This window comes from uncultured Bradyrhizobium sp., assembly GCF_964252615.1.
Classification (GTDB): Bacteria; Pseudomonadota; Alphaproteobacteria; order Rhizobiales; family Xanthobacteraceae; genus Bradyrhizobium.
The window spans coordinates 14,539-35,950 of record NZ_CAXUNQ010000024.1 but is presented as its reverse complement, the minus strand read 5'-3'; the positions used below and the strand labels follow the sequence as shown (position 1 = coordinate 35,950).

22 protein-coding genes are annotated in these 21,412 nt (G+C 63.6%); 13 read left to right on the top strand and 9 right to left on the bottom strand.

Annotated features, from left to right (window positions below; all coding sequences use genetic code 11):
* Nucleotides 1-13 precede the first annotated feature (13 nt).
* Nucleotides 14-1,051, bottom strand: a complete 1,038-nt coding sequence (locus ACFE72_RS14035; protein ID WP_375413709.1) for a glutamine synthetase beta-grasp domain-containing protein — start codon at nucleotides 1,049-1,051, stop codon at nucleotides 14-16.
* A 323-nt stretch (nucleotides 1,052-1,374) separates the two neighbouring features.
* Between ACFE72_RS14035 and ACFE72_RS14030 the strand changes: the two genes are divergently transcribed.
* On the top strand, nucleotides 1,375-1,563 hold the full coding sequence (locus ACFE72_RS14030; RefSeq protein WP_375413708.1) for a DUF2735 domain-containing protein: 189 nt from the start codon (nucleotides 1,375-1,377) through the stop codon (nucleotides 1,561-1,563).
* Nucleotides 1,564-1,589: 26 nt separating this feature from the next.
* Here the strand turns inward: ACFE72_RS14030 and ACFE72_RS14025 are convergent, their stop codons facing one another.
* The 3 genes from ACFE72_RS14025 to ACFE72_RS14015 form a co-directional block, all read right to left on the bottom strand.
* Entirely contained in the window at nucleotides 1,590-2,531 is a 942-nt protein-coding gene (locus ACFE72_RS14025; RefSeq protein ID WP_375413707.1) for a glutaminase, read from the bottom strand.
* Between the two features lie 702 nt (nucleotides 2,532-3,233).
* Nucleotides 3,234-3,632 carry an MAPEG family protein gene (locus ACFE72_RS14020; protein ID WP_375413706.1) on the bottom strand — a complete coding sequence of 133 codons (399 nt, stop codon included), beginning with the start codon at nucleotides 3,630-3,632 and terminating at the stop codon, nucleotides 3,234-3,236.
* Between the two features lie 74 nt (nucleotides 3,633-3,706).
* The gene (locus ACFE72_RS14015; RefSeq protein ID WP_375413705.1) at nucleotides 3,707-5,509 is read right to left on the bottom strand and encodes a PHA/PHB synthase family protein; all 1,803 of its coding nucleotides are present in this window, start codon (nucleotides 5,507-5,509) and stop codon (nucleotides 3,707-3,709) included.
* A gap of 245 nt (nucleotides 5,510-5,754) precedes the next feature.
* On the opposite strand from ACFE72_RS14015, the gene ACFE72_RS14010 reads away from it, so the two are divergent.
* The 7 genes from ACFE72_RS14010 to recJ all read left to right on the top strand — a co-directional run bounded on the left by ACFE72_RS14010 (nucleotide 5,755) and on the right by recJ (nucleotide 13,325).
* The gene (locus ACFE72_RS14010) at nucleotides 5,755-6,069 is read left to right on the top strand and encodes a hypothetical protein (RefSeq protein ID WP_375413704.1); all 315 of its coding nucleotides are present in this window, start codon (nucleotides 5,755-5,757) and stop codon (nucleotides 6,067-6,069) included.
* A gap of 179 nt (nucleotides 6,070-6,248) precedes the next feature.
* Complete coding sequence (locus ACFE72_RS14005; RefSeq protein WP_375413703.1) at nucleotides 6,249-7,466, top strand: LL-diaminopimelate aminotransferase; 1,218 nt, start codon at nucleotides 6,249-6,251, stop codon at nucleotides 7,464-7,466.
* Nucleotides 7,467-7,545: 79 nt separating this feature from the next.
* A complete protein-coding gene (locus ACFE72_RS14000; protein WP_375413702.1) occupies nucleotides 7,546-8,865 on the top strand; it encodes a homoserine dehydrogenase in 1,320 nt (439 codons plus the stop codon).
* A gap of 92 nt (nucleotides 8,866-8,957) precedes the next feature.
* Nucleotides 8,958-9,956 (top strand): class II fructose-bisphosphatase, encoded by a 999-nt coding sequence (gene glpX, locus ACFE72_RS13995; RefSeq protein WP_375413701.1) that lies wholly within the window; start codon nucleotides 8,958-8,960, stop codon nucleotides 9,954-9,956.
* A 7-nt stretch (nucleotides 9,957-9,963) separates the two neighbouring features.
* Complete coding sequence (locus ACFE72_RS13990) at nucleotides 9,964-10,413, top strand: GNAT family N-acetyltransferase (RefSeq protein ID WP_375413700.1); 450 nt, start codon at nucleotides 9,964-9,966, stop codon at nucleotides 10,411-10,413.
* Between the two features lie 123 nt (nucleotides 10,414-10,536).
* Nucleotides 10,537-11,256 (top strand): haloacid dehalogenase type II, encoded by a 720-nt coding sequence (locus ACFE72_RS13985; RefSeq protein ID WP_375413699.1) that lies wholly within the window; start codon nucleotides 10,537-10,539, stop codon nucleotides 11,254-11,256.
* Nucleotides 11,257-11,483: 227 nt separating this feature from the next.
* Nucleotides 11,484-13,325, top strand: a complete 1,842-nt coding sequence (recJ, locus tag ACFE72_RS13980) for a single-stranded-DNA-specific exonuclease RecJ (protein ID WP_375413698.1) — start codon at nucleotides 11,484-11,486, stop codon at nucleotides 13,323-13,325.
* Between the two features lie 102 nt (nucleotides 13,326-13,427).
* On the opposite strand, the gene ACFE72_RS13975 is transcribed toward recJ, so the two are convergent.
* A complete protein-coding gene (locus ACFE72_RS13975; RefSeq protein ID WP_375413697.1) occupies nucleotides 13,428-14,663 on the bottom strand; it encodes a lytic murein transglycosylase in 1,236 nt (411 codons plus the stop codon).
* A gap of 348 nt (nucleotides 14,664-15,011) precedes the next feature.
* On the opposite strand from ACFE72_RS13975, the gene ACFE72_RS13970 reads away from it, so the two are divergent.
* Nucleotides 15,012-15,500: a carboxymuconolactone decarboxylase family protein gene (locus tag ACFE72_RS13970; RefSeq protein ID WP_375413696.1), complete on the top strand. Its 489-nt coding sequence runs from the start codon at nucleotides 15,012-15,014 to the stop codon at nucleotides 15,498-15,500.
* Between the two features lie 412 nt (nucleotides 15,501-15,912).
* Here ACFE72_RS13970 and efp read toward each other — a convergent pair whose 3' ends face one another.
* The gene (gene efp, locus ACFE72_RS13965; protein ID WP_375413695.1) at nucleotides 15,913-16,479 is read right to left on the bottom strand and encodes an elongation factor P; all 567 of its coding nucleotides are present in this window, start codon (nucleotides 16,477-16,479) and stop codon (nucleotides 15,913-15,915) included.
* A 162-nt stretch (nucleotides 16,480-16,641) separates the two neighbouring features.
* On the opposite strand from efp, the gene epmA reads away from it, so the two are divergent.
* Genes epmA through ACFE72_RS13945 form a run of 4 tightly spaced genes read left to right on the top strand, consistent with a single transcriptional unit; the run spans nucleotide 16,642 to nucleotide 19,255 of the window.
* Nucleotides 16,642-17,685, top strand: coding sequence for an EF-P lysine aminoacylase EpmA (gene epmA / locus ACFE72_RS13960; protein WP_375413694.1), 1,044 nt, complete (start codon nucleotides 16,642-16,644; stop codon nucleotides 17,683-17,685).
* A complete protein-coding gene (locus ACFE72_RS13955; RefSeq protein WP_375413693.1) occupies nucleotides 17,682-18,764 on the top strand; it encodes a lysine-2,3-aminomutase-like protein in 1,083 nt (360 codons plus the stop codon). Before epmA ends, ACFE72_RS13955 begins: the two co-directional genes overlap by 4 nt.
* Before the next feature lie 16 nt (nucleotides 18,765-18,780).
* The gene (locus ACFE72_RS13950) at nucleotides 18,781-18,978 is read left to right on the top strand and encodes a hypothetical protein (protein WP_375413692.1); all 198 of its coding nucleotides are present in this window, start codon (nucleotides 18,781-18,783) and stop codon (nucleotides 18,976-18,978) included.
* Between the two features lie 43 nt (nucleotides 18,979-19,021).
* Complete coding sequence (locus ACFE72_RS13945) at nucleotides 19,022-19,255, top strand: hypothetical protein (RefSeq protein WP_375413691.1); 234 nt, start codon at nucleotides 19,022-19,024, stop codon at nucleotides 19,253-19,255.
* A gap of 4 nt (nucleotides 19,256-19,259) precedes the next feature.
* Here ACFE72_RS13945 and ACFE72_RS13940 read toward each other — a convergent pair whose 3' ends face one another.
* The 3 genes from ACFE72_RS13940 to ACFE72_RS13930 form a co-directional block, all read right to left on the bottom strand.
* Nucleotides 19,260-19,835: an HdeD family acid-resistance protein gene (locus tag ACFE72_RS13940; RefSeq protein WP_375413690.1), complete on the bottom strand. Its 576-nt coding sequence runs from the start codon at nucleotides 19,833-19,835 to the stop codon at nucleotides 19,260-19,262.
* Nucleotides 19,836-19,927: 92 nt separating this feature from the next.
* A complete protein-coding gene (locus tag ACFE72_RS13935; RefSeq protein ID WP_375413689.1) occupies nucleotides 19,928-20,962 on the bottom strand; it encodes a PrsW family glutamic-type intramembrane protease in 1,035 nt (344 codons plus the stop codon).
* A gap of 58 nt (nucleotides 20,963-21,020) precedes the next feature.
* On the bottom strand, nucleotides 21,021-21,353 hold the full coding sequence (locus ACFE72_RS13930) for a hypothetical protein (protein WP_375413688.1): 333 nt from the start codon (nucleotides 21,351-21,353) through the stop codon (nucleotides 21,021-21,023).
* Nucleotides 21,354-21,412: the final 59 nt, after the last annotated feature.

Sequence of the window (21,412 nt, the reverse complement as noted above, 5' to 3'; positions counted from 1 at the left end):
TATAACGAAACGCTTACGCCGCAACCGCCTTCTTGGCGGTCGGAACTTCCGCGACCGTCTTCAGGATCTGGGAAGCGATGGCGTAGGGGTCGCCTTGCGAGTTCGGACGGCGGTCTTCGAGATAGCCCTTGTAATCGTTCTTCATGAACGAGTGCGGCACCCGGATGGAAGCGCCGCGGTCGGCCACGCCGTAGCTGAACTTGTTCCAGGGCGCGGTCTCGTGCTTGCCGGTCAGGCGCTTGTCGTTGTCGGGGCCGTAAACGGCGATGTGGTCCATGAGGTTCTTCTCGAAGGCTGCCATCAGCGCCTCGAAGTATTCCTTGCCGCCGACCGTGCGCATGTATTCGGTCGAGAAGTTGGCGTGCATGCCGGATCCGTTCCAGTCGGTGTCGCCGAGCGGCTTGCAGTGATACTCGATGTCGATGCCGTAGCTTTCGGTCAGCCGCTGCAGCAGATAGCGCGCCATCCACATCTCGTCGGCGGCGCGTCTGGAGCCCTTGCCGAAAATCTGGAATTCCCACTGGCCCTTGGCCACCTCGGCGTTGATGCCTTCATGGTTGATGCCGGCGAACAGACAGAGGTCGAGATGCTTCTCGACGATCTCGCGCGCGACCGGACCGACATTGCTGTAGCCGACGCCGGTGTAATAAGGGCCCTGCGGCGCCGGATAACCCGTCGCCGGGAAGCCCAGCGGCCGGCCGTCCTTGTACATGAAGTATTCCTGTTCAAAACCGAACCAGGCGCCTTCATCGTCGAGAATGGTGGCGCGCTTGTTGGTCGCGTGCGGAGTGATCCCATCCGGCATCATCACTTCGCACATCACCAGAACGCCATTGGTGCGCGCGCCGTCCGGATAAACCGCGACCGGCTTGAGCACGCAGTCCGAGCTCCGGCCTTCCGCCTGCAGGGTCGACGAGCCGTCGAATCCCCACAGCGGAAGCTGCTCGATCGTCGGGAATGAAGCGAATTCCTTGATCTGGGTTTTGCCGCGCAAATTCGGTGTCGGCGTATAGCCGTCGAGCCAGATGTACTCGAGTTTGTATTTTGTCATTACCTATCTCTCATGAGCTGATGACGAAGATCTTGTTCGCGTTCTGCCGCCAACGGCACCCGCCGCCAACCGCCTTGAGGCTTCCCGAAGCACTAAACATGCCAATCCGCGCAGCAAAATCGTTGCGATGGGCAGACATTGAGCAGGGCCGCCGCGGCGCAGCATCGGTGATGCCGGGGCAAGATGCAAAACGGCCACTGCTGATATTGTATGCATTTGCCGGTTTTTTGTGAGGCAAACTGAGCAATGTGAGTGCAACAGGCTTATATCGGATCGAGACAACAATTCACGCGTTGGGTCAGGCGCGCAAACGGAGACGAGCGATGACGACGGTTATTCCAGACGGGTCCGCCCGGATTTATCAATTTCCACCGCGGGGCCGCTTCGCTCCAAGCGCCGGGGAGGGAGCCAACACCAATCTTGCGCCGATGCAGGCGGCGAGGGTGATTGCCGGCAGCGGCTGGTATCACGACGCGGCGATCCAGGAGGCCGAGCGGTCGCGCACTACGTGATTGCGCGGCCGGCGGCGATGTGCGCCTCAAACGCCGAAGATCGACCAGCCCACCTTCTTGCTTAAGCTTTCGAGCGCGACGCGGCCGAGATGCGAGTTGCCGTGGACATCGAGCCCCGGCGACCAGACCGCGATGGAAGCCTTGCCGGGCGCGATCGCGAGGATCCCGCCGCCCACGCCGCTCTTTCCCGGCAGACCTACGCGAAACGCGAATTCTCCCGAGCCGTCATAGTGGCCGCAGGTCAGCATGACCGCATTGATGCGGCGGGCGCGCTCAACCGAGACGACGGAATGGCCGGTGGACGGATTGACGCCGGACCAGGCGAGGTAACGCCCGGCCATGGCAAGCTGCCGGCACGACATGGCGATCGCGCAGTGGTGGAAATAGACCCCGAGCGTATAATTGACCGGGTTGTCGAGCACGCCGAACGACTTCATGTAATTGGCGAGAGCGATATTGCGAAATCCGGTGCGCTGCTCGGAAGCCGCGACGGCATCGTCGATCGCGATCGAAGGATCGTCGGCAAGAAATTGCATGAAGCGGAGGATTTCACCAATCGCCTCGCGCGGCTGATGTCCCGACAGGATGACGTCGGTGACCGCGATGGCGCCGGCATTGATGAACGGGTTGCGCGGCTTGCCGCGCTCATATTCGAGCTGGACGATGGAGTTGAACGGACTGCCCGACGGTTCGCGGCCGACACGCTGCCATAGTTTGTCGCCGACCAGGCCAAGCGCCAGCGTCAGCGTGAAGACTTTCGAGATGCTCTGGATCGAAAACGGCATCTCGCTGTCGCCCGCCGCCGCGACGTGACCTGCGCCGTCGATCACGACGAGGCCGAAGCGCTTGTTGTGAACGCCTGCCAGTTCCGGAATGTAATTCGCGACCTCGCCGCGGTCCGTCCGCTGCGCCATCTCGTCGGCGATTTCCCTGACTATGGTTTTAAGGTCGGAGGCGGCGCGGTTCATCTTGCCTTGATCTGACGCTGGTCGGGCGCGGTTGCATGGTCGAGGCGGCCCATGCAACAAACGCGCCTCCTAAACCTCTCCTGCGGTATTCACGCATCGTCCCGGCCGTCATGGCCGGGTCAAACCCTACTGGATGCAGACATCTCCGCCGTCATTGCCGGGCTCGACCCGGCAATCCATCCGCTTCGAAACGACTCTTGCGAAGACGGATGGATACGCGGGTCAAGCCCGCGTATGACGAGATGTGTCAATCCAGTAGGGTTTGACCCGGCCATGACGGCCTCCCCGTGTCCCGGGCGCGATGCGGCATTCTTCATGCCGCTTCGCAGAACCGGGACCCCGGCTCTGCAGCGCACCGCTCCGCAAGGGCTGCGCGCTGCGCTGCGTCCGGGGAACGCGTCCCGTGGAGCGCGCAACACGCCGCAACACACGCCGGGTCAAGCCCGGCAATGACGGCCTCTCGTGTCCTGGCGTGATGCGGCGCTACACTGCGCTGCGACGCCAACACGCCGTCATGCCCGGCCTTGTGCCGGGCATCCACGTCTTTCTTCCTGATGTGGAGCAAAGACGTGGATGGCCGGGTCAAGCCCGGGCATGACGAGATGTGTGAATCCGGCAGGGGCTTGCCCGGAGAGGCGGGTCAGCCCCGCGTATGACGAAATGTAGATCTTACAGCCGCCCTTTGCAGAACAGGTCGCACAGTCAAAGGATCTTGAAAATCGCCAGCGCGAGAACCGCCTGTGCGAGGAAGCCCACGGTGAATGCCAGCGTGCGGAAGATCGGCAAGCCCATGGTGTAGACGATCAGATGCGCAAGGCGGGCCCAGAAATACACCGCGCACGCCAGCACGGTCCATTTGCTGGAATAATCGATGGCGTTGAGGATCAGCACCAGCGGCGCGAATACCACGAGATTTTCAACCGCGTTGTCGTGGGCGAACATCAATCGGTTGGCCCATTCGGCCTGCGGCTTGTCGCCGCGCGATGGATTGGCCATGGCGCCGGAAAGACCGCGCACCTGGCAGCGGTTGAGGATGTAGGGAACCCACATCAACCCGGTCAGGATCACCGTCCATGTCAGCCAGAACAGTTCGCGCGTCATAGGCTCCCCCTCATTCAAGTTCGAATCCCCGTACCGGCGGGACGGCGTGTTATATTCAAATGCGCTGCGTTGCGCTACGCGCGAACCCGGACGTAGCTGCCCGGCGCGTCCTCGATCGCGGGCAGCGCCTCGGTGCCGACCGCGCGCGCCGGCACTTCCTCGGCGTCGATGCCCGCCAGCCATTGGCGCCAGTCCGGCCACCAGGAACCCTTGTGCTCCTGGGCGCCCTTGAACCAGTCGGCAAGCGTGATGTCCTTGATGTCGTCGTTGGTCCAGAACTGGTACTTGTTCGATGCCGGCGGATTGACCACGCCGGCAATATGCCCCGATCCGGACAGCACGAACCTTACCGGGCCGCCGAAAAACTGCGAGCCGTACAGCACCGAATCCGCCGGGGCGATGTGATCTTCCTTGGTGGCCAGATTGTAGACCGGGACCTTCACCTTCGACAGGTCAAGCAGGGTGTTGTCCAGCACCATGCTGCCGGTGGACAGCCGGTTTTCCAGATAGCAGTTGCGCAGATAAAAGGAATGGTTTGCCGCCGGCATCCGGGTCGCGTCGGAATTCCAATGCAGCAGGTCGAACGACGTCGGCGGTTTGCCTTTGAGGTAATTGCTCACGACATAGGACCAGATCAGGTCGTTCGAGCGCAGCATGTTGAAGGCCATCGCCATCTTGCTGCCTTCGAGCACGCCGGTCGCCTGCATGTCGCGTTCCAGCGCCGAGATCTGGTCTTCGTCGACGAATACCAGCAGATCGCCGGCGTGGGTGAAATCGACCTGAGCTGCGAAGAATGTCGCCGACATCACGCGTTGCCGGCGCTTTTCCGCGAGCCATGCCAGCGTGGTGGCGAGCAGGGTGCCGCCGACGCAATAGCCGGCGGTGTGAACCTTCAATTCGCCGGTCGCCTTCTCGATGGCATCCATCGCCGCGAGCGGGCCTTCCTTCATGTAATCGTCGAACGTCTTCTGGCCCAGCGCCTTGTCCGGATTGACCCACGATATCAGGAACACCGTGATGCCCTGCTCGACGCACCATTTGACGTAGGATTTTTCCGGCTTGAGATCGAGGATGTAGAACTTGTTGATCCAGGGCGGCACGATCAGGAGCGGCGTGCGCAGCACTTTTTCGGTGGCCGGCTGATACTGGATCAGTTGCATCAGGTCGTTCTGGAAGATCACCTTGCCCGGCGTCGTGGCGAGGTTGACGCCGACTTCGAGATTGGACGGGTCGGACTGGCGGATGCGCAGCGTGCCGCCTCCGGCGTTGATATCCTCGGCCAGCATCTTCATGCCGCGCACCAGATTGTCGCCGCTGGACGCCAGCGTCTCGCGCAGCACTTCCGGATTGGTGAGGACGAAATTCGACGGCGCCAGCGCGTTGGCGATCTGCTGGACGTAGAACTCGGCTTTTTTGCGGGTGTGCGGGTCGAGCCCCTCGGCGTCGCGCACCAGGGACTGCGCCCACTCCGTGGACAGCAGATAGGCCTGCATCACGAAGTCGAAGAACTGGTTTGACTTCCATTCCGGATCGGCAAACCGCTTGTCGCGCGGCGCCGGAGCGATCGCAGGCGCCGCCTCCTCGCCGAGCAGGCGGCGCATCGACGAGCCCCACAAATCGAGATAGGCCTTGCCGAGCTTCATCTGAAGTTCGGCGGAGCGTGTTTTATCCGACAGCCAATAGTCGGCTACCGTGCTGAAGGTTTTTATCACTTCGCCGAGTTCGGTCGGCGGCTTGTCCTTGGTTTCGCCCTCGCGCGGCTTGAGATAGGCCGCGAGCGCCTGGCCGCTGCTTTCCATCGCCTTCGCAACATTCATCGCGAACGCTTCCGGGTCGAAGGTTTTCGCAGTTCTGGTTGTGGTGCTGACGTCGTTCATGGCTCGACACTATAGCGTCATTTCAGGTTCGTCACGCCGTGATCGACCAGGCAGGTTTGCGGCAGGCCGCCTGATCCGGGGCTGCTGCACTGCGACAAAACGTCTTGGTTCGGTCATATTGGCGTCCCACCGGTACGATCTGTTGTTCAGGCTTTAATCGTTTGGCGCTACTGTCCCCGGTACAGCGCCGGCCGATGAAATAAGCATCAGGGCGGCAAAGGTTTCCGAGCGGAGAGGACCACGAGTTGATTTCGGCGGATCGAGTCAAAAGAATAGTGGTTGCGGGCGCGCTGCTGCTGGCGCTTCCGGCCGGCGGCTGTTCGACGTCGATTGCGGATTTGCCGCTGGTGGGAACTCCGGCCGATGCGCCGGCGCGGCCGAAGCAGGTCGGCGCTTACCCGGCCGTGCACGACCTGCCGCAGGACCGGCCGGAAAACGCGATGGACGCGGCGGAGCGCAGCAAGGTTTCGACCGAGCTGATTGCCGCCCGCGACCGCCAAGCCTCGATCGCCGCGGCCGAGGCCGCTGCCACGGCTGCAAAAAACCCGGCCGGGAAGTGACGGGCAGCGCGGTAACAGGTGGCGTCGGATGGCGTCCGTGATAAAAAGAACCTGATTCAACGGCCAAGCTTACAGCGAACCAGACCCGATAAGCGTCCGAATTCGCTCTAAATCACTGACCGAACGCGTTTCTCCTGCCAGTCGGGCCTGCCGTAGCCGGCTCCCGGAGTTTTGGACCCATGGAAGAATTCTACCGCATCCGCCGCTTGCCGCCTTATGTCTTCGAACAGGTCAACCGGGCCAAGGCAGCCGCGCGGAACGCAGGCGCAGATATCATCGACCTAGGCATGGGCAATCCGGACCTGCCGACGCCGGCCCATGTCATCGACAAGCTCAAGGATACGCTGGGCAAGCCGCGGACCGACCGCTACTCCGCCTCGCGCGGGATCACCGGCCTCCGCAAGGCGCAGGCGGCCTATTACGACCGGCGTTTCGGCGTCAAGCTCAACCCGGAAACCCAGATCGTAGCGACGCTGGGCTCCAAGGAGGGCTTTGCCAACGTCGCCCAGGCGATTACCGCACCGGGTGACGTGGTGTTGTGCCCGAACCCCAGCTATCCGATCCACGCCTTCGGCTTCCTGATGGCGGGCGGCGTGATCCGATCGGTTCCGTCGGAGCCGACGCCGCAGTTCTTCGAGGCGTGCGAGCGCGCCATCATTCACTCGATCCCAAAGCCGCTGGCGATCGTGGTCTGCTATCCATCCAATCCGACGGCCTATGTGGCGAGCCTCGATTTCTACCGGGACCTGGTGGCGTTCGCCAAGAAGCACGAGGTCTTCATCCTGTCGGATCTCGCCTATGCGGAGGTCTATTTCGACAACGATCCGCCGCCCTCCGTGCTGCAGGTTCCCGGCGCCATCGACGTCACCGTCGAATTCACCTCGATGTCAAAGACGTTTTCCATGGCCGGCTGGCGCATGGGATTCGCGGTCGGCAACGAGCGCATCATCGGCGCGCTGACGCGCGTGAAATCCTATCTGGATTACGGCGCCTTCACGCCGGTGCAGGTCGCGGCAACCGCGGCCCTCAACGGTCCGGAAGACTGCATCCGCGAGATGCGCGACACCTACCGTAAGCGCCGCGACGCGCTGGTGGAATCGTTCGGCCGTGCCGGGTGGGAGATTCCGCCGCCGAGCGCCTCGATGTTCGCCTGGGCGCCGCTGCCGCCGGCATTCAAAGACGTCGGCAGCATGCAATTTGCAACCCTGCTGGTGGAGAAATCCGGCGTTGTGGTCTCGCCCGGCGTCGCCTTCGGCGAGCATGGCGAGGGTTATGTACGCATCGCAATGGTGGAAAACGAGCAGCGTATCCGCCAGGCCGCGCGCGGCGTGCGCCGCTTCCTTGAAAGCGGCATCGAAACGTTGCACAACGTGGTTCCTCTCGCCAACCGGCGATAGGCATGATCCCGAAAAGCGGACTCCGGTTTTCGGGCCAGATCGTGCCTCAACAAGGCTTATTCCGGCAGGTTTTCGCGTTATGGTCGCACCCCTGAAAGTGGGTATTGCGGGGCTCGGCACTGTTGGCGCCGAGGTGGTCCGCCTCATTGAAGCGCAAAGCGGGATGCTGTCGGCCCGCGCCGGCCGTGCCATCCGCGTGGTCGCGGTGACCGCGCGTTCGAAAGCCAGGAAGCGCGGTCTCGATCTGCGCGGCATCACGTGGACCGCCGACGCTTTGGCGCTGGCCAACGATCCCGGCGTCGACTGCTTTGTCGAACTGATGGGCGGCTCCGGCGAACCTGCGCTCTCCGCCATCGAGGCCGCCTTGAAAGCCGGAAAATCAGTGGTCACGGCCAACAAGGCGCTGATCGCCAAGCATGGGCTGCGGCTGGCGGCATCGGCCGAAAAGCATGGCGGCGCCTTCAACTTCGAAGCCGCAGTCGGTGCGGCGATCCCGGTCATCAAGACGTTGCGCGAGGGCCTTGCCGGTACCGGCGTCAACCGCATCTACGGCATTCTCAACGGCACCTGCAACTACATCCTGACCCGGATGGAGCAGGAGGGGCTGTCGTTCGCCGAATGCCTGAAGGACGCCCAGCGGCTCGGTTATGCCGAAGCCAATCCGTCGTTCGACGTCGACGGTCACGACACCGCGCAGAAACTTGCGATTCTGGCCAGTCTCGCCTTCGGCACCAAGGTCGCGCAGGGCGCAGTCTACGTGGAAGGCATATCCTCGATCGCGCCGGCCGATCTGCGCGCTGCCGAAGACCTCGGCTACCGCGTCAAGCTGCTCGGCGTCGCGGTGCGGACCGCCAAGGGCATCGAGCAGCGCGTGCATCCGACCATGGTGCCGAAGTCGTCCTCGATCGCGCAGGTGATGGGGGTCACCAACGCCGTGACCATCGACGGCGAGGGCATTTCGCCGATTACCTTGGTAGGTCCCGGCGCGGGCGGGGCGGCGACCGCGTCTGCCGTCGTTGCGGACATTGCCGATATTGCGCGCGGCATTCGTGCCATGCCGTTCGGCCGCCCGGTGGCGAAACTGCGCGCCACCAAAAAAGCTCCGATGGAGCGCCATGAAGGCGGCTACTACATTCGCCTGATGGCGCGCGATCTCGCCGGCACCGCAGCGACGATCGCGACCCGCCTTGCGGAGCAGAAAATTTCCATTGAATCCATTGTGCAACGCCATCCCGATGGCGTTGACGCCAACGGCGCGGCGCGGAAACCGTCCCCGGTGCCGGTGATTCTGATTACCTACGCGACCAGCGAGGACGCGGTGCGCCGCGCCCTGCAGGCGGTGCAGCGAGACAAGGTCATCAGCGGACGTCCGCAGGTGATACGAATTGAGAAGAACTAGCGCAACGAACCAGCGCGTGATCCGAAAGGTCAGGCGCTTCGATGAAATGCTTCGGGCCATTGCCCGCTAAGATGCCTGAGGAGTTTATATCGATGTCGACCCAAATTTCCGTTCCGCAGCAGCTTTTGCTGGAGCGCATCCTGACCCTGGAAATCGTGCGGGTCACCGAGCGCGCCGCGGTGTCGGCGGCGCGGCTGCGCGGCCACGGCCAGGAAAAAGCCGCCGATCAGGCCGCCGTTGACGCAATGCGCCGGGAACTCAACAAACTTCCGATCGAAGGCACCATTGTGATCGGCGAGGGCGAGCGCGACGAGGCGCCGATGCTGTTCATCGGCGAAAAAGTCGGAATGAATGCCGGTCCGCAGGTCGATATCGCCGTCGATCCGCTGGAGGGCACCACGCTGTGCGCCAAGAACATGCCGGGCGCGATCGCGACCATGGCGATGGCCGACGGCGGCACGCTGCTTCATGCCCCCGACGTCTATATGCAGAAGATCGCGGTCGGTCCGGGCTACGCTAAAGGCGTGGTCGAACTCGATGCTACTCCCGCCGACAACGTCCGCCGCCTCGCCAAGGCCAAAGGTGTCGACGCTTCCGCCATCACGGTGCTGGTGCTCGATCGTCCGCGTCACGCCGATATCATCGCCGCGGTGCGCGGCACCGGCGCCGCCGTGCGCCTGATCACCGATGGCGACGTCGCCGGCGTCATTCACACCGCCGATCCGGACAACACCGGGGTCGACATGTATATCGGCACCGGCGGCGCGCCCGAGGGCGTGCTGGCGGCGGCGGCGTTGCGCTGCATCGGCGGGCAGATGCAGTGCCGGCTGATTCTCGATACCGAGGAGAAGCGGGAGCGCGCCCGCAAAATGGGCGTCACCGATCCGCGCTTCATCTACGGCATCGAGGACATGGCGAAAGGCGACTGCCTGTTCGCGGCAACCGGCGTCACCACCGGCTCGCTGCTGTCCGGCGTAAAGTTCCGCAAGGGCGTGATCGAGACCGAAACCGTGGTGATGCGCTCGGTGACCGGCACCGTGCGCTACATCAAGGCCGAACACCGCCAGTTCGAAAAATTCCACCTGGATTGAGTCGACCATGGCGGCCAATGTCCTGGTATGTGCAATTGGCGAAGACGAACGTGACGCGTGGAATCCGCTGTGGGCCGAATACCTCACATTCTACAAATCGACGCTGACGCAGGAGATCAGCGATACCACCTGGGCGCGGTTTCATGATCCCGGCGAGCCGTTATTTGCATTAGGCGGCTATGTCGACGGCCGGTTGATGGGGTTCGCGCATTATCTGTTTCACCGCTCCACATGGGCGCGCAACCGTTACTGCTATCTCGAGGATTTGTACGTGTCGGAACAGACGCGCAATCGCGGGCTGGCCCGCGCATTGATCGAAGAAGTCTACCGCAAGGCGGAATCCGCCGGCGCGAGCCGCGTGTACTGGCTGACGCAGTCGAACAACGCGCAGGCCCGCGCGCTGTATGACAAGGTCGCCGACAATCTCGGATTCATTCAATACCGGAAAGTGCTCTGACAGCGTCATTCCGCGGCGGGAGCGAAGCGAGCGAGCCCGGAATCCATCAACACGATCGGGATGATGGATTCCGGCCTGCGCCAGGAGGCGCATCCTGGAATGACGGAAAAATAGGAGTGAAACATGCCTGACGTATCCACCGTAAAAGCCCTCGTATTCGACGTGTTCGGCACCGTGGTCGACTGGCGCAGCAGTCTGATCGCCGATTTCACGACATGGTCGGCCACTCGCGGCATCACCGCGGACTGGACCGGGCTGGTAGATGGCTGGCGCGCGGTGTATGCGGCGTCGATGGACGAGGTGCGCAAGCACCCGGAGCGCGGCTACGTGATACTGGACACGCTGCATCGGCGGTCGCTGGAAAAACTGGTGGCGCAACATTCGATTTCGGGACTGAACGAGGCGGACCTGCATTATCTGACCATGGGCTGGCATCGGCTCCATCCCTGGCCGGACAGCGTGTCGGGCCTGACGCGGCTGAAAACAAAATACATCATCGGCCCGCTCTCGAACGGCAACGTCGCGCTGCTTACCGACATGGCAAAGTTCGCCGGGCTGCCGTGGGATCTGGTGCTGTCGGCAGAACTGTTCGAGCATTACAAGCCGGATCCGGAAACCTATCTCGGCGCGGCAAGGCTGCTCGGCCTGCCGCCGGAGCAGGTGATGATGGTGGCGGCGCATAATCACGACCTCAAGGCCGCGCAGAAACTGGGATTGAAGACGGCCTTCGTCGCGCGCCCGACCGAATACGGCCCGCTGCAGAAATACGATTTCGAGGCCAAGGGCGACTGGGATATCGTTGCCAAGGATTTCAACGAGATCGCGGGGCGGATGGGCTGCTAGGCTGCGCCGCATCCACCGCCGTCATCCTGAACAAGCCGCAAGGCGGCGTCTCCAAGGATGGAGCCAGGCACATGTTGCGGCCCATCCTTCGGGGCTCGCCGTGAAGAACGGCGAGCACCTCGTCAGGATCACGGCGGACGTGTTGCGCTTAAGATGATGGATTTAAGCCGCGGCGGTCTGCGCGAATCATTGAACTGCAGGCCGACCTGCCTATCTCCTGACCTAGCATGACACTCCCCGCATCCGCACTCCCGGTCGAATCGCCGCAGGCCTTTCTCGGCGTGTCGCTGTCGGCGACGGGAAAACTGTGGCGCGATCGGCTCGATCCGCGCGGGGCTGCGCGCGCGCTGGCGATTGCGCAACGCTATCAACTGCCCGAAATGCTGGCGCGGGTGCTGGCCGGACGCGACGTCGAGATCGACGCGGTGGCGGATTTCCTTGATCCGACCATCCGCAAGCTGATGCCGGATCCGCATACTGTAACGCAGATGGAAACCGCGGCGAAGCGTATCGCGGACGCCGCGATACGCCGCGAAAAGATCGCGATCTTCGGCGACTACGATGTCGACGGCGCAACCTCGGCGGCGCTGCTGGCGTGGCACCTGCGTCATTGCGGGCTTGACCCTTTGATCCATATTCCGGACCGCATCTTCGAAGGCTACGGTCCCAATGTCGAAGCGGTGCGGATGCTCGCGGAAAAGGGTGCGACGCTGCTGGTGACGGTGGATTGCGGCACCACCAGCCTGGAGCCGCTGGCCGAGGCCGGACGTCTGGGCATGTCGGTGGTCGTGATCGATCATCATCAGTGCGGCGACGAGTTGCCCATCGTCGAAGCCCTGGTGAATCCAAACCGGTCGGACGACCTTTCCGGCCTCGGTCATCTCGCCGCGGTCGGCCTCGTGCTGGTTACGCTGGTCGCGATCAACAGGGAATTGCGCGCGCGGGGATTCTGGACGGCCGAGATGCCGGAGCCTGACTTGCTCGGCATGCTGCATCACGTGGCACTCGGTACCGTGGCCGATGTTGCTCCCCTGATCGGCCTCAACCGCGCCTTTGTCGCCAAAGGCCTGATCGCGATGCGGCGGCGCGACCATGTCGGCCATACCGCGCTGATGGACGTGTCGCGGCTGAACGGACCGCCGGAGGCCTGGCATCTCGGCTTCATGCTGGGGCCGCGCATCAATGCCGGCGGACGGATCGGGCGCGCCGATCTCGGGGTGCGGCTATTGCTCGAGGGCGACGTCTCGGAAGCCGCCAGGATCGCCGCCGAGCTCGACCGGCTCAACACCGAACGTCGCGTCATCGAACAGATGGCGGAAGCGCAAGCCGAAGCCGAGGCGCTGGCGTCGCTTGGGCTGGAGGACAAGGGTGCGGTGATCGTGACGGCGTCGGAGGGCTGGCATCCCGGCGTGGTCGGGCTCGTTGCGTCGCGGCTGAAAGAAAAATTCTCGCGGCCTGCGTTTGCGATCGCGCTGGAGCCGGGCGGCATCGGCACCGGCTCGGGCCGTTCCATCTCCGGCGTCGATCTCGGCCGCGCGGTGCGCCAGGCGGTGAGCGACGGTCTGCTGATCAAAGGGGGCGGGCACGCCATGGCGGCGGGCGTGACCTTGCGGAAAGAGCGGCTGGCGGAATTCCGCGCCGCGATGGAAAGCGCGCTCGCCAACGACGTCGCCCAGTCGCGCCACGCCCATGAACTTTTCATCGATGGCGCGGTGAGCGCGCGGGCGGTAACGCCGGAGCTGGTCGCGACGCTCAATCGCGCCGGCCCCTTCGGCAGCGGCAATCCGGAGCCGGTGATCGCATTGCCGTCGCATCAACTGGTGTTCGCCGACGAGGTCGGACAAGCCCATATGCGGGTGCGGTTCAAATCCGGCGATGGCGCCATCGTCAACGGCATCGCGTTTCGTTCGATCGGGCAAAAACTCGGCAACGCGCTGGCCGAGCATCGCGGCCAGCCGCTGCATGTGGCGGGATGTCTCGCGGTCGACCGCTATCAGGGCGCCGAGCGCGTACAGTTGCGCGTGATGGATGTGGCGGCGCCGGATATGGGGCCGGCGGTGATCCGTTAGATCGCTGACCTTGTTTGGTCGTTGCGAGGAGCTGGTGCGACCAGGCAATCCATCCTGACGAACATGGACTGGATTGCTTCGCTTCCCCGCAGTGACGATGGATCAACCGCCCTGCCGCAACCGCGCCAGCACCTTCAATCCGCCATAACCGTCCGCGGGCCGCAGGCCGATCCTGGTCTGATAATCCTTCACCGCCTTCATGGTGTCGTTGCCGACGCGGCCATCGGTGCCGCCGGTGTCGAAGCCGGCTTTTGTCAGGCGGGTCTGGACTTCCTGGACTTCGGCCAGGGTCAAGGCACGCTCGGAGCCGGGAAACGGCTGGATGAACGGCGGGCTGCCCAGGATGCGGTCGCCGAGATGGCAGATCGCCAGCGCGTAGTTCATGGAGGGGTTGTAGCTGCGCACCGCATAAAAGTTCGGTCCCAGCAAAAACGCCGGGCCGCCTGATACGGGCACCCATAATTGCGCGCCGGCATTCGGCTGCGGAAAAGGCTCGCCGTCGGCTCGGGTGACGCCGGCACTGCTCCAGGCCGCATAGCTCCGGCTGCCGCTCGGGGCGGCGCCGGGCGCGCGTACTTCGTAGCCCCAATGCTCATTACGGTGATATTTGCCGCGATTGACCAGATACCGCGCGGTGGAACCGAGCGCATCGTCGGGCCTGCCGAACGGCGAGACGCGGCCGTCCTTGTCGTAGTCCATTCCGACATTGAGCCAGACCTCGGGCATCCACTGGGTATGCCCCATGGCGCCGGCCCACGAGCCGCGCATCTCCTCCGGCGTGCTCCAGCCGCGGTCGACGACCCGCAGCGCGTTGATCAGCTCGGTTTCCCAATAGGCGCGGCGGCGCGGCTCGTTCCACGCCAACGCCGCCAGCGAGGGGAATACCGGGCGCATGTGGTTCTGCTGCACCAGGGGATCGCCGAACGCGGATTCGACGCCCCACAGCGCCAGCAGCGTGCCGCGCTCGACGCCAAAATCCTGTTCGATGCGGGCGAATAGCGCCTGGTTTTTCCGCAACGCCTCCTTGCCGGCAATGATGCGCCAGTCCGAGACGCGGCGATTGATGTATTGCCAGATCTGTTCATAGAACTCTGGCTGGCGCTGCATCTGCTTGAACACGGTCATGTCCGGCTCGATACGGCCCATGACGCGGGTGTAGGTGGCGTCCGAGATGCCTTTGGCGAGCGCGCGGGCACGAAATCCGTCGCGCCATTGCTCGAAGCCGGGCGGTGCCGCGGCGAACGCCAATGCGGGATGCGCGAGCAGGGCACCAGCGCCGAAGCCGGATTGCAGCAGGGTCCGGCGGGTCAGCGATTTTCGAGAATCGATCTGGTTCATCGGTTCATTGTAATGGCCTGGAGGGTTCATTGGCAGAGGCCAATTCGCCGCTGGAACGCTGGTGTATTTGCTCCCGCAGCGTCGCAAACCGATGGATTTGGGTCAAATCGTGCCGATCAAACCTTGGTGCTTATCAGTTCCGCCGTTTGCCTTGCGGTGAGCATGATATTACATTTGTTGGAAGGCAGGTTCTCGGAGGACTTGAGGAATGACGCAATTTCAAGCCATCGCCATCCTTATGCCTGTCTTTGCACTCGTCCTCATCCTCGCTGTTGCCCACTGGACGCAATATCAGGCTCCGGAGAGCAATCCCGTTGAGTCAAAACCCGCGCAGCCTGAGTGCTAGCCGTGTCACAAAATCACGCTCCTCGCACCGATCGGAAAACCTTCACGCAACTGGCGCCCGATGCGATCGACGCCATACTCGCGCTCAACAAGCTTGCCGAGCATAACGGCCTCGACAAGCAATTGCTTGAATTGATCAAGTTGCGGGCCTCGCAGATCAACGGCTGCGCGTTCTGCGTGCAGCACCACATCCTCGTGTCGGAAACGCTCGGCGTTCCCATCGACAAGCTCAACCTGGTCGTGGTGTGGCGCGAGGCGCCGGTCTTTTCGGCCCGCGAACGCGCGGCGCTGGCGTGGACCGAGGCGCTGACGCTGGTGTCGCATGGCGTCAGCGACGAACTCTATGCCGAAGTCAGCGCGGAATTTTCGGAAAAAGAGCTGGCCTATCTCTCCACCGCGATCGCGGCTATCAATGTCTGGAACAGGATTGGCGCGCCCTATCGCTGGACGCCGCCGATGCGCAGGCAGGCGCCGCAGGCGAAGGCGTCGTAACGTCTCGCGCCCCGGATGCCGCGCAGCTCTTGCGGGCGGTGCGCTGCATTGACGTCGTTCCCGCGCAGGCGCTGCCGTGTTCACACATCTCCGCCGTCATTGCCGGGCTTGACCCGCGTATCCATCCGTCTTCGCAAGAGTCGTTTCGAAGGGGACGGATTGCCGGGTCAAGCCCTACTGGATGCACACATTTCGCCGTCATGCCGGCTTGTGCCGGGCATCCACGTCTTTCTTTCTGATGTGGAGCAAAGACGTGGATGGCCGGGACAAGCCCGGCCATGACGTTGAACGCGCTGCCCGGCGTTATCCGGGCATGACGTAGACCGCGCCGTCATTGAATCTACTGATATTTCATGGACGGCGAGGGCATGGGTCTCCGCCGGCGCGGAGACGACCGGCAGCGTGAGTGGCGTCAATCCTTGGCGCGTTCGACGTAGGACCCATCCTCGGTCATCACCACGATCCGCGTTCCGACCCCGATATGGGGCGGCACGTTGGTGCGCACGCCGTTGGACAGTTTGGCCGGTTTGTAGGATGACGATGCGGTCTGGCCCTTGGTGACCGGCTCGGTATCGACGACTTCGAGCGTCGCCCGCTGCGGCATCTGGATCGCCACCGGAATGGCGCCGTGCAGCGACAGTTTTACGGTCATGTTTTCCTGCAGATAGGGGGCGGCATTGCCGATGATGTCCTCCGGCACCTGAACCTGATCGTAATTGTCGTTATTCATGAAATGAAAGCCGTCGGCGTCCTTGTAAAGGTAGTTGAAATTCTGATCCTCGATGGTCGCCTTCTCCACCTGGTCGGTGGTCTTGTAGCGCTCCGACACCTTCACCCCGTCGCTGATTCGGCGCATTTCGATCTGGCTGACCGGGGTTCCCTTGCCGGGATGGATGTTCTCGGCGGTCAGAACCACGTAAAGCTTGCCGTCTTGCTCGATGACGTTGCCCTTGCGAATAGAACTGGCGATGACTTTCAAAGCTGTTTTTCCTGGATTTTGGGGGCGGGACCGATCCCGACAGGTATGTCCTGAAGTTGCCCGTCCCAAGGCCGTTGTGCCGGTTTCGGGCTGCAACATACTGATTTTGCCTGCGGACGCCAGTGTTTTACCGGCCGACGAGGCAGCCCGTTGAAGACCGGGATGGACCAGATGTCGCCGTGGTGGTCTCCGGCGCGTCATACCGATCGCCGGCCTTTTTTAGCCGCGCGGAGCGCCGTCACCCAGGCGTTGCGGACGTGGTTCGGCGAGCAGGGTTTTATCGAGGTCGAAACCGGCATCCTCCAGCTATCTCCGGGAAATGAAACCCATCTGCACGCGCCGCGGACCGAGCTGAGAGACAGCGCAGGACAACGCTCGGTACGCTATCTCAGGACCTCGCCCGAATTCGCGGCCAAGAAACTGCTGGCGGCGGGCGAGACCAAGATCGTCGAGTTTGCGCGTGTGTTTCGCGACCGCGAGCGTGGCGACCTGCATCTGCCGGAATTCACCATGCTGGAATGGTATCGCGCCGGCACCAGCTACGACGCCGTGATGGCGGACAGCATCGTCGTCATCGCCCATGCCGCGCAGGCGACCGGGATTGGCGAATTTTCGTTTCGCGGCAGCACCGCAGACCCATTCGCGGAGCCGCAGCTGCTGACGGTGGCTGCGGCATTCGAGCGCTTTGCGGGGATCGATTTGCTGGCCACCGTCAAAGACCGCCACGGCGATCGCGCCGCGCTGGCGCTGGCGGCAACGGATCGGGTGCGGGTGTCGGAGGACGACACCTGGTCGGATATTTTCAGCAAGGTGCTGGTCGAACACATCGAGCCGCATCTGGGGCAGGGGCGGTTGACGGTGCTGTTCGAGTATCCCGCGCCGGAAGCAGCGTTGGCGCGCGTAAAACCCGGCGATCTCCGCGTTGCCGAACGTTTCGAGGTTTACGCCTGCGGCGTCGAGCTTGCCAATGGATTTGGCGAACTCACCGATGCGCAGGAACAGCGCCGCCGTTTCGCCGGCGCCATGGACGAGAAGCAACGGCGCTATGGTGAACGCTATCCGCTCGATGAGGATTTTCTCGATGCGGTCGGCGCAATGCCGCAAGCGAGCGGCGTTGCGCTCGGTTTCGACCGGCTGGTGATGCTGGCAACTGGTGCTGCAAAAATCGATCAGGTGGTCTGGACGCCGCCGGCGGGTGATTCATGAGCAAGATCAATCGCAACGCCGTTCCGACGTTGCGGCATCCGTCGGAGCTGGTCGCGCACGGCTTTGCCGAGGCGAGGGCATTGTCCCATCTGGAAAAAGTCGCGGCGCGCTATGCGGTGGCGGTAACGCCGGAGATAGCGGCGCTGATCGACCGCGGCGATCCCGATGATCCTATCGCGCGGCAGTATATTCCAAGCGTCGATGAACTGACGGTGCATCCCGGCGAGCGCGCCGACCCGATCGGCGATCAGGCCCATTCGCCGGTCGAGGGCATCGTGCATCGCTATCCCGACCGCGTGCTGTTCAAGCTGGTACACGTCTGCGCGGTGTATTGCCGGTTCTGCTTCCGCCGCGAAATGGTCGGGCCGGGCCGGGAGACGGCGCTGTCGCAGCGGTCCTACCGCGGCGCGCTCGACTACATTCGCGCGCATGGTGAAATCTGGGAGGTCATTCTCACCGGCGGCGATCCCCTGATGCTGTCGGCGCGGCGGCTTAGCGAAATCATGGCCGATCTCGCCGCCATCGATCACGTCCGGATCATCCGGCTGCACACCCGCGTCCCCGTTGCCGATCCGGCGCGGGTCACCCCCGAGATGGTCGCTGCCCTGAAAATAGCGGGCGCCACGACATGGGTTGCGCTGCACGCCAATCATCCCCGCGAACTGACCGGCAACGCCCGCGCCGCCTGCGCGCGCCTGATCGACACCGGCATCCCCATGGTCAGCCAGTCGGTATTGTTGCGCGGCGTCAACGATAATCCGGCGACGCTGGAAGCGCTGATGCGGGCTTTTGCCGAATGCCGCATCAAGCCGTATTACCTGCACCACGGCGATCTGGCGCCGGGCACGGCGCATCTGCGCACCACGCTGGAGCAGGGCCAGGAATTGATGCGGGTTTTGCGCGGACGCGTGTCGGGGCTGTGCCAGCCGGAGTACGTGCTCGATATCCCCGGCGGCCACGGCAAGGCGCCGGTCGGTCCGAATTATTTGTCGTTTACGGACGGTGAAGCCCACCCCGAAGCACGCTATCGGGTCGTGGATTACTGCGGCGACGTTCATCTTTACCCTCCGAAGCCATGACCGGCGGAGAGTTGCAATGGCAGAGCCGGAGCCGCCGGAGGATCAGGACAACCGCACCATCGAGAACGCGGTGATGCTCGGCTTCTTCGTGGTGCTGGCGGCCGCGGGCATCTGGCTGCTCGGCACCATGGCCGACGTGCGCAAGGTGCAGGATTGCGCGGCACAGGGTCGCCGTAACTGCGCCTCGCTCGAAATTCCCGACCGGGTGCGCTAGACTGGAGTTGCTGATGAAGGAGGAGCGAATGCGATACCTGATCATGACGACGGCACTGCTGGCCGTGGCCGGCGGGCCGGTGACGGCGCAAACCGCAGGCACCGGGTCGGCGGCGGCGACAAGCTCGCAGCAAAGCCGTGAAGCTCCGAACGGCCATCGTCAGCCGCGCGCGGGCGACCTGCCGTCGGAAAGGAATCCGAGCGATCCGAACGATCCCCTCGGCAGGGAAAACGCCGCGCTCGAGAAAAAAATCAAGAGCATCTGCCGGGGCTGCTGAGCCGTCACGCCGCGTCGCGCGCCGCCAGTGCCATTGCGATCAGCGTGGCGCCGCCGAACAGCATGTTGATGCCCACCAGCAATCCCAGCGCCCACAGCGCCGAACCGGGCAATCCTGCGATGATGAAGCCGGCAACCAGGATGTCCATGATGCCGGCGGTAAGCAGCCAGCCCCAGCGTTCGGACAGTTCGTTGCGGTGCGCCAGCGCGTACATGACGGTGGCGACGCCTTCGGCCAGGAAATAAGCGCCGACGACGATGGTGAGGGTCAGCGTGCCCTGCACCGGCTGCGCCAGCAGAACGAGGCCCGCGCCGATCGCCAGCATGGCTGAAATCAGCGACCACCAGAAACCGGGCATTGCGCGCGCCCAGAAGGTCAGCACGAGGCCGGCGACGCCGCTGATCAGGAACATCCAGCCCAAGAAAATGGTGACGGCAAGGCTCGCCAGCGGCGGCACGATCATGGCCGCCAGGCCGAGGATGACGAGCAGAATGCCCTCGATCAGAAAGGCCTTCCAATGCCCGCGCACCGCGGCGCTCATTCTGGTTTGGAGGGCTGACACGTCCCGGGGAAGGGTCATTTGAATCTCCCGATGCCGCTGAGGAAAAGAGGCTGGCAGGCAACAATATATCCCGCAAGGAGGCGGCCGGGCCAAAATTGTTCACGCTGTTTTCAGCCCTGGCCGGGCGCCGACAGGCCGGATGCCGCGGTACGCAGCCGATTGCGGCCGAGGATATAGACCGCCGTCGTGAACACCAGCAGCGCAATGCCGGTCACGATCGAAACAAAACCGATGGGGATCAGCGCCGGCGTCGCACTCCGTCCGGGATCCACCAGCCAATGGTGGACCGACGACAGCATGAATGCCAGACCCGCAAACCCCGCACCACCGCCCGCCACCAGCAGCGCCCACATCCGGCGCAGGTTGCTCAGCCGTTCGCGCGACATCTCGGTTCGCGGCGCATGATGGCGACCGACCCGCCGCACCAGCCGCACCGCAAATGCGATGGTGCCGAACCCGATCAGCATGCCCGCGCATTCCAGCATCAGCCGGATCGGCCCCTCGATGTCGGGATTTTGCTGTAGCGTCAGCAGCGGGAAATCGAAACCCGAATGCAGCAGCACCGGCACCAGCAGGATCGAAATTCGCGTACTGACGCGCGCCCAGTCGCGGTGACGGCGGTGCGCGCCGAGCGCGGTGCCGGAGCGTGCGATCGCCAGATAGGCGCCGGCGATGATTCCGAGCGCGCCGTGAAACGGCACCGTCAGCACGCTGCGCAACACCGCCAGCGACCGCCACATCTCCGGATGCTGTACGAGATAGGCGAGGTTCTCGTACGCGGCAAAGCCGAGACCGGCCGCAGCGCCGTAGACCACGGTTTCCATTGGATCGGCAAACCGCCGGCGCTGCCACGATACCGCGACGATCACCAGGACCTTGACCATTTCCTCCGGCGCGGCAACGCCGAAAACCGAGCGCAAGGCCAGCGCGAGCCGGGGGTTATCGGTGACCGCCAGCACCGACATGAACGGCGCGCGCGCAGCACCCAGCAGCGAAATACTGGCGGCACCGAGCAGGAATGCGGTCCAGACCTGCAGCGGCGGCCCGGGCCGTTCCTCGGCGGCGATCACCAGCCATAGCAGCAGCAGGGCCGGTGCGATGGCGGCGGTGCCGATGACGGTGGGGAGGGATTCGAGCAGATGCATGGGCAGGGAAATATGACCGGATTTCTTGGAACGCGCGATGCTGCGAACGCCGGCAGAATTAGGTCTGGACCTGGTCCGGTTTTGCGGCCGCGGTCCTTCGCTGGCGAGCCTCGAAGGCCTTTTCCATATCCCACGCCCGTTGCAGGCGCCCGGGATCGGTCTGAGCCAGCAACCTGCGCCAGGCTGCCGCAAGTGTTTTGAAGCTTTCGTCGCGGTTGGCCGCAGTCCCTTCGGCCCATTCCGGCAGCGCCATCGGGATGATGATGCTCCAGATCCACCTCGTTCCGTCGAGGCGGACCCGGCCGATCGAATGCCCGTCGAACTCAAGGACATAATCGTCCTTGACGTCGGGCCACCGCAGCTTGGCGCTGATGGTAATCTTGGCTGACATGCACTCCACCAATAAAGGCCGCGCCGGAAACCGCGGCTGTTCCATTTATCACGGATGAC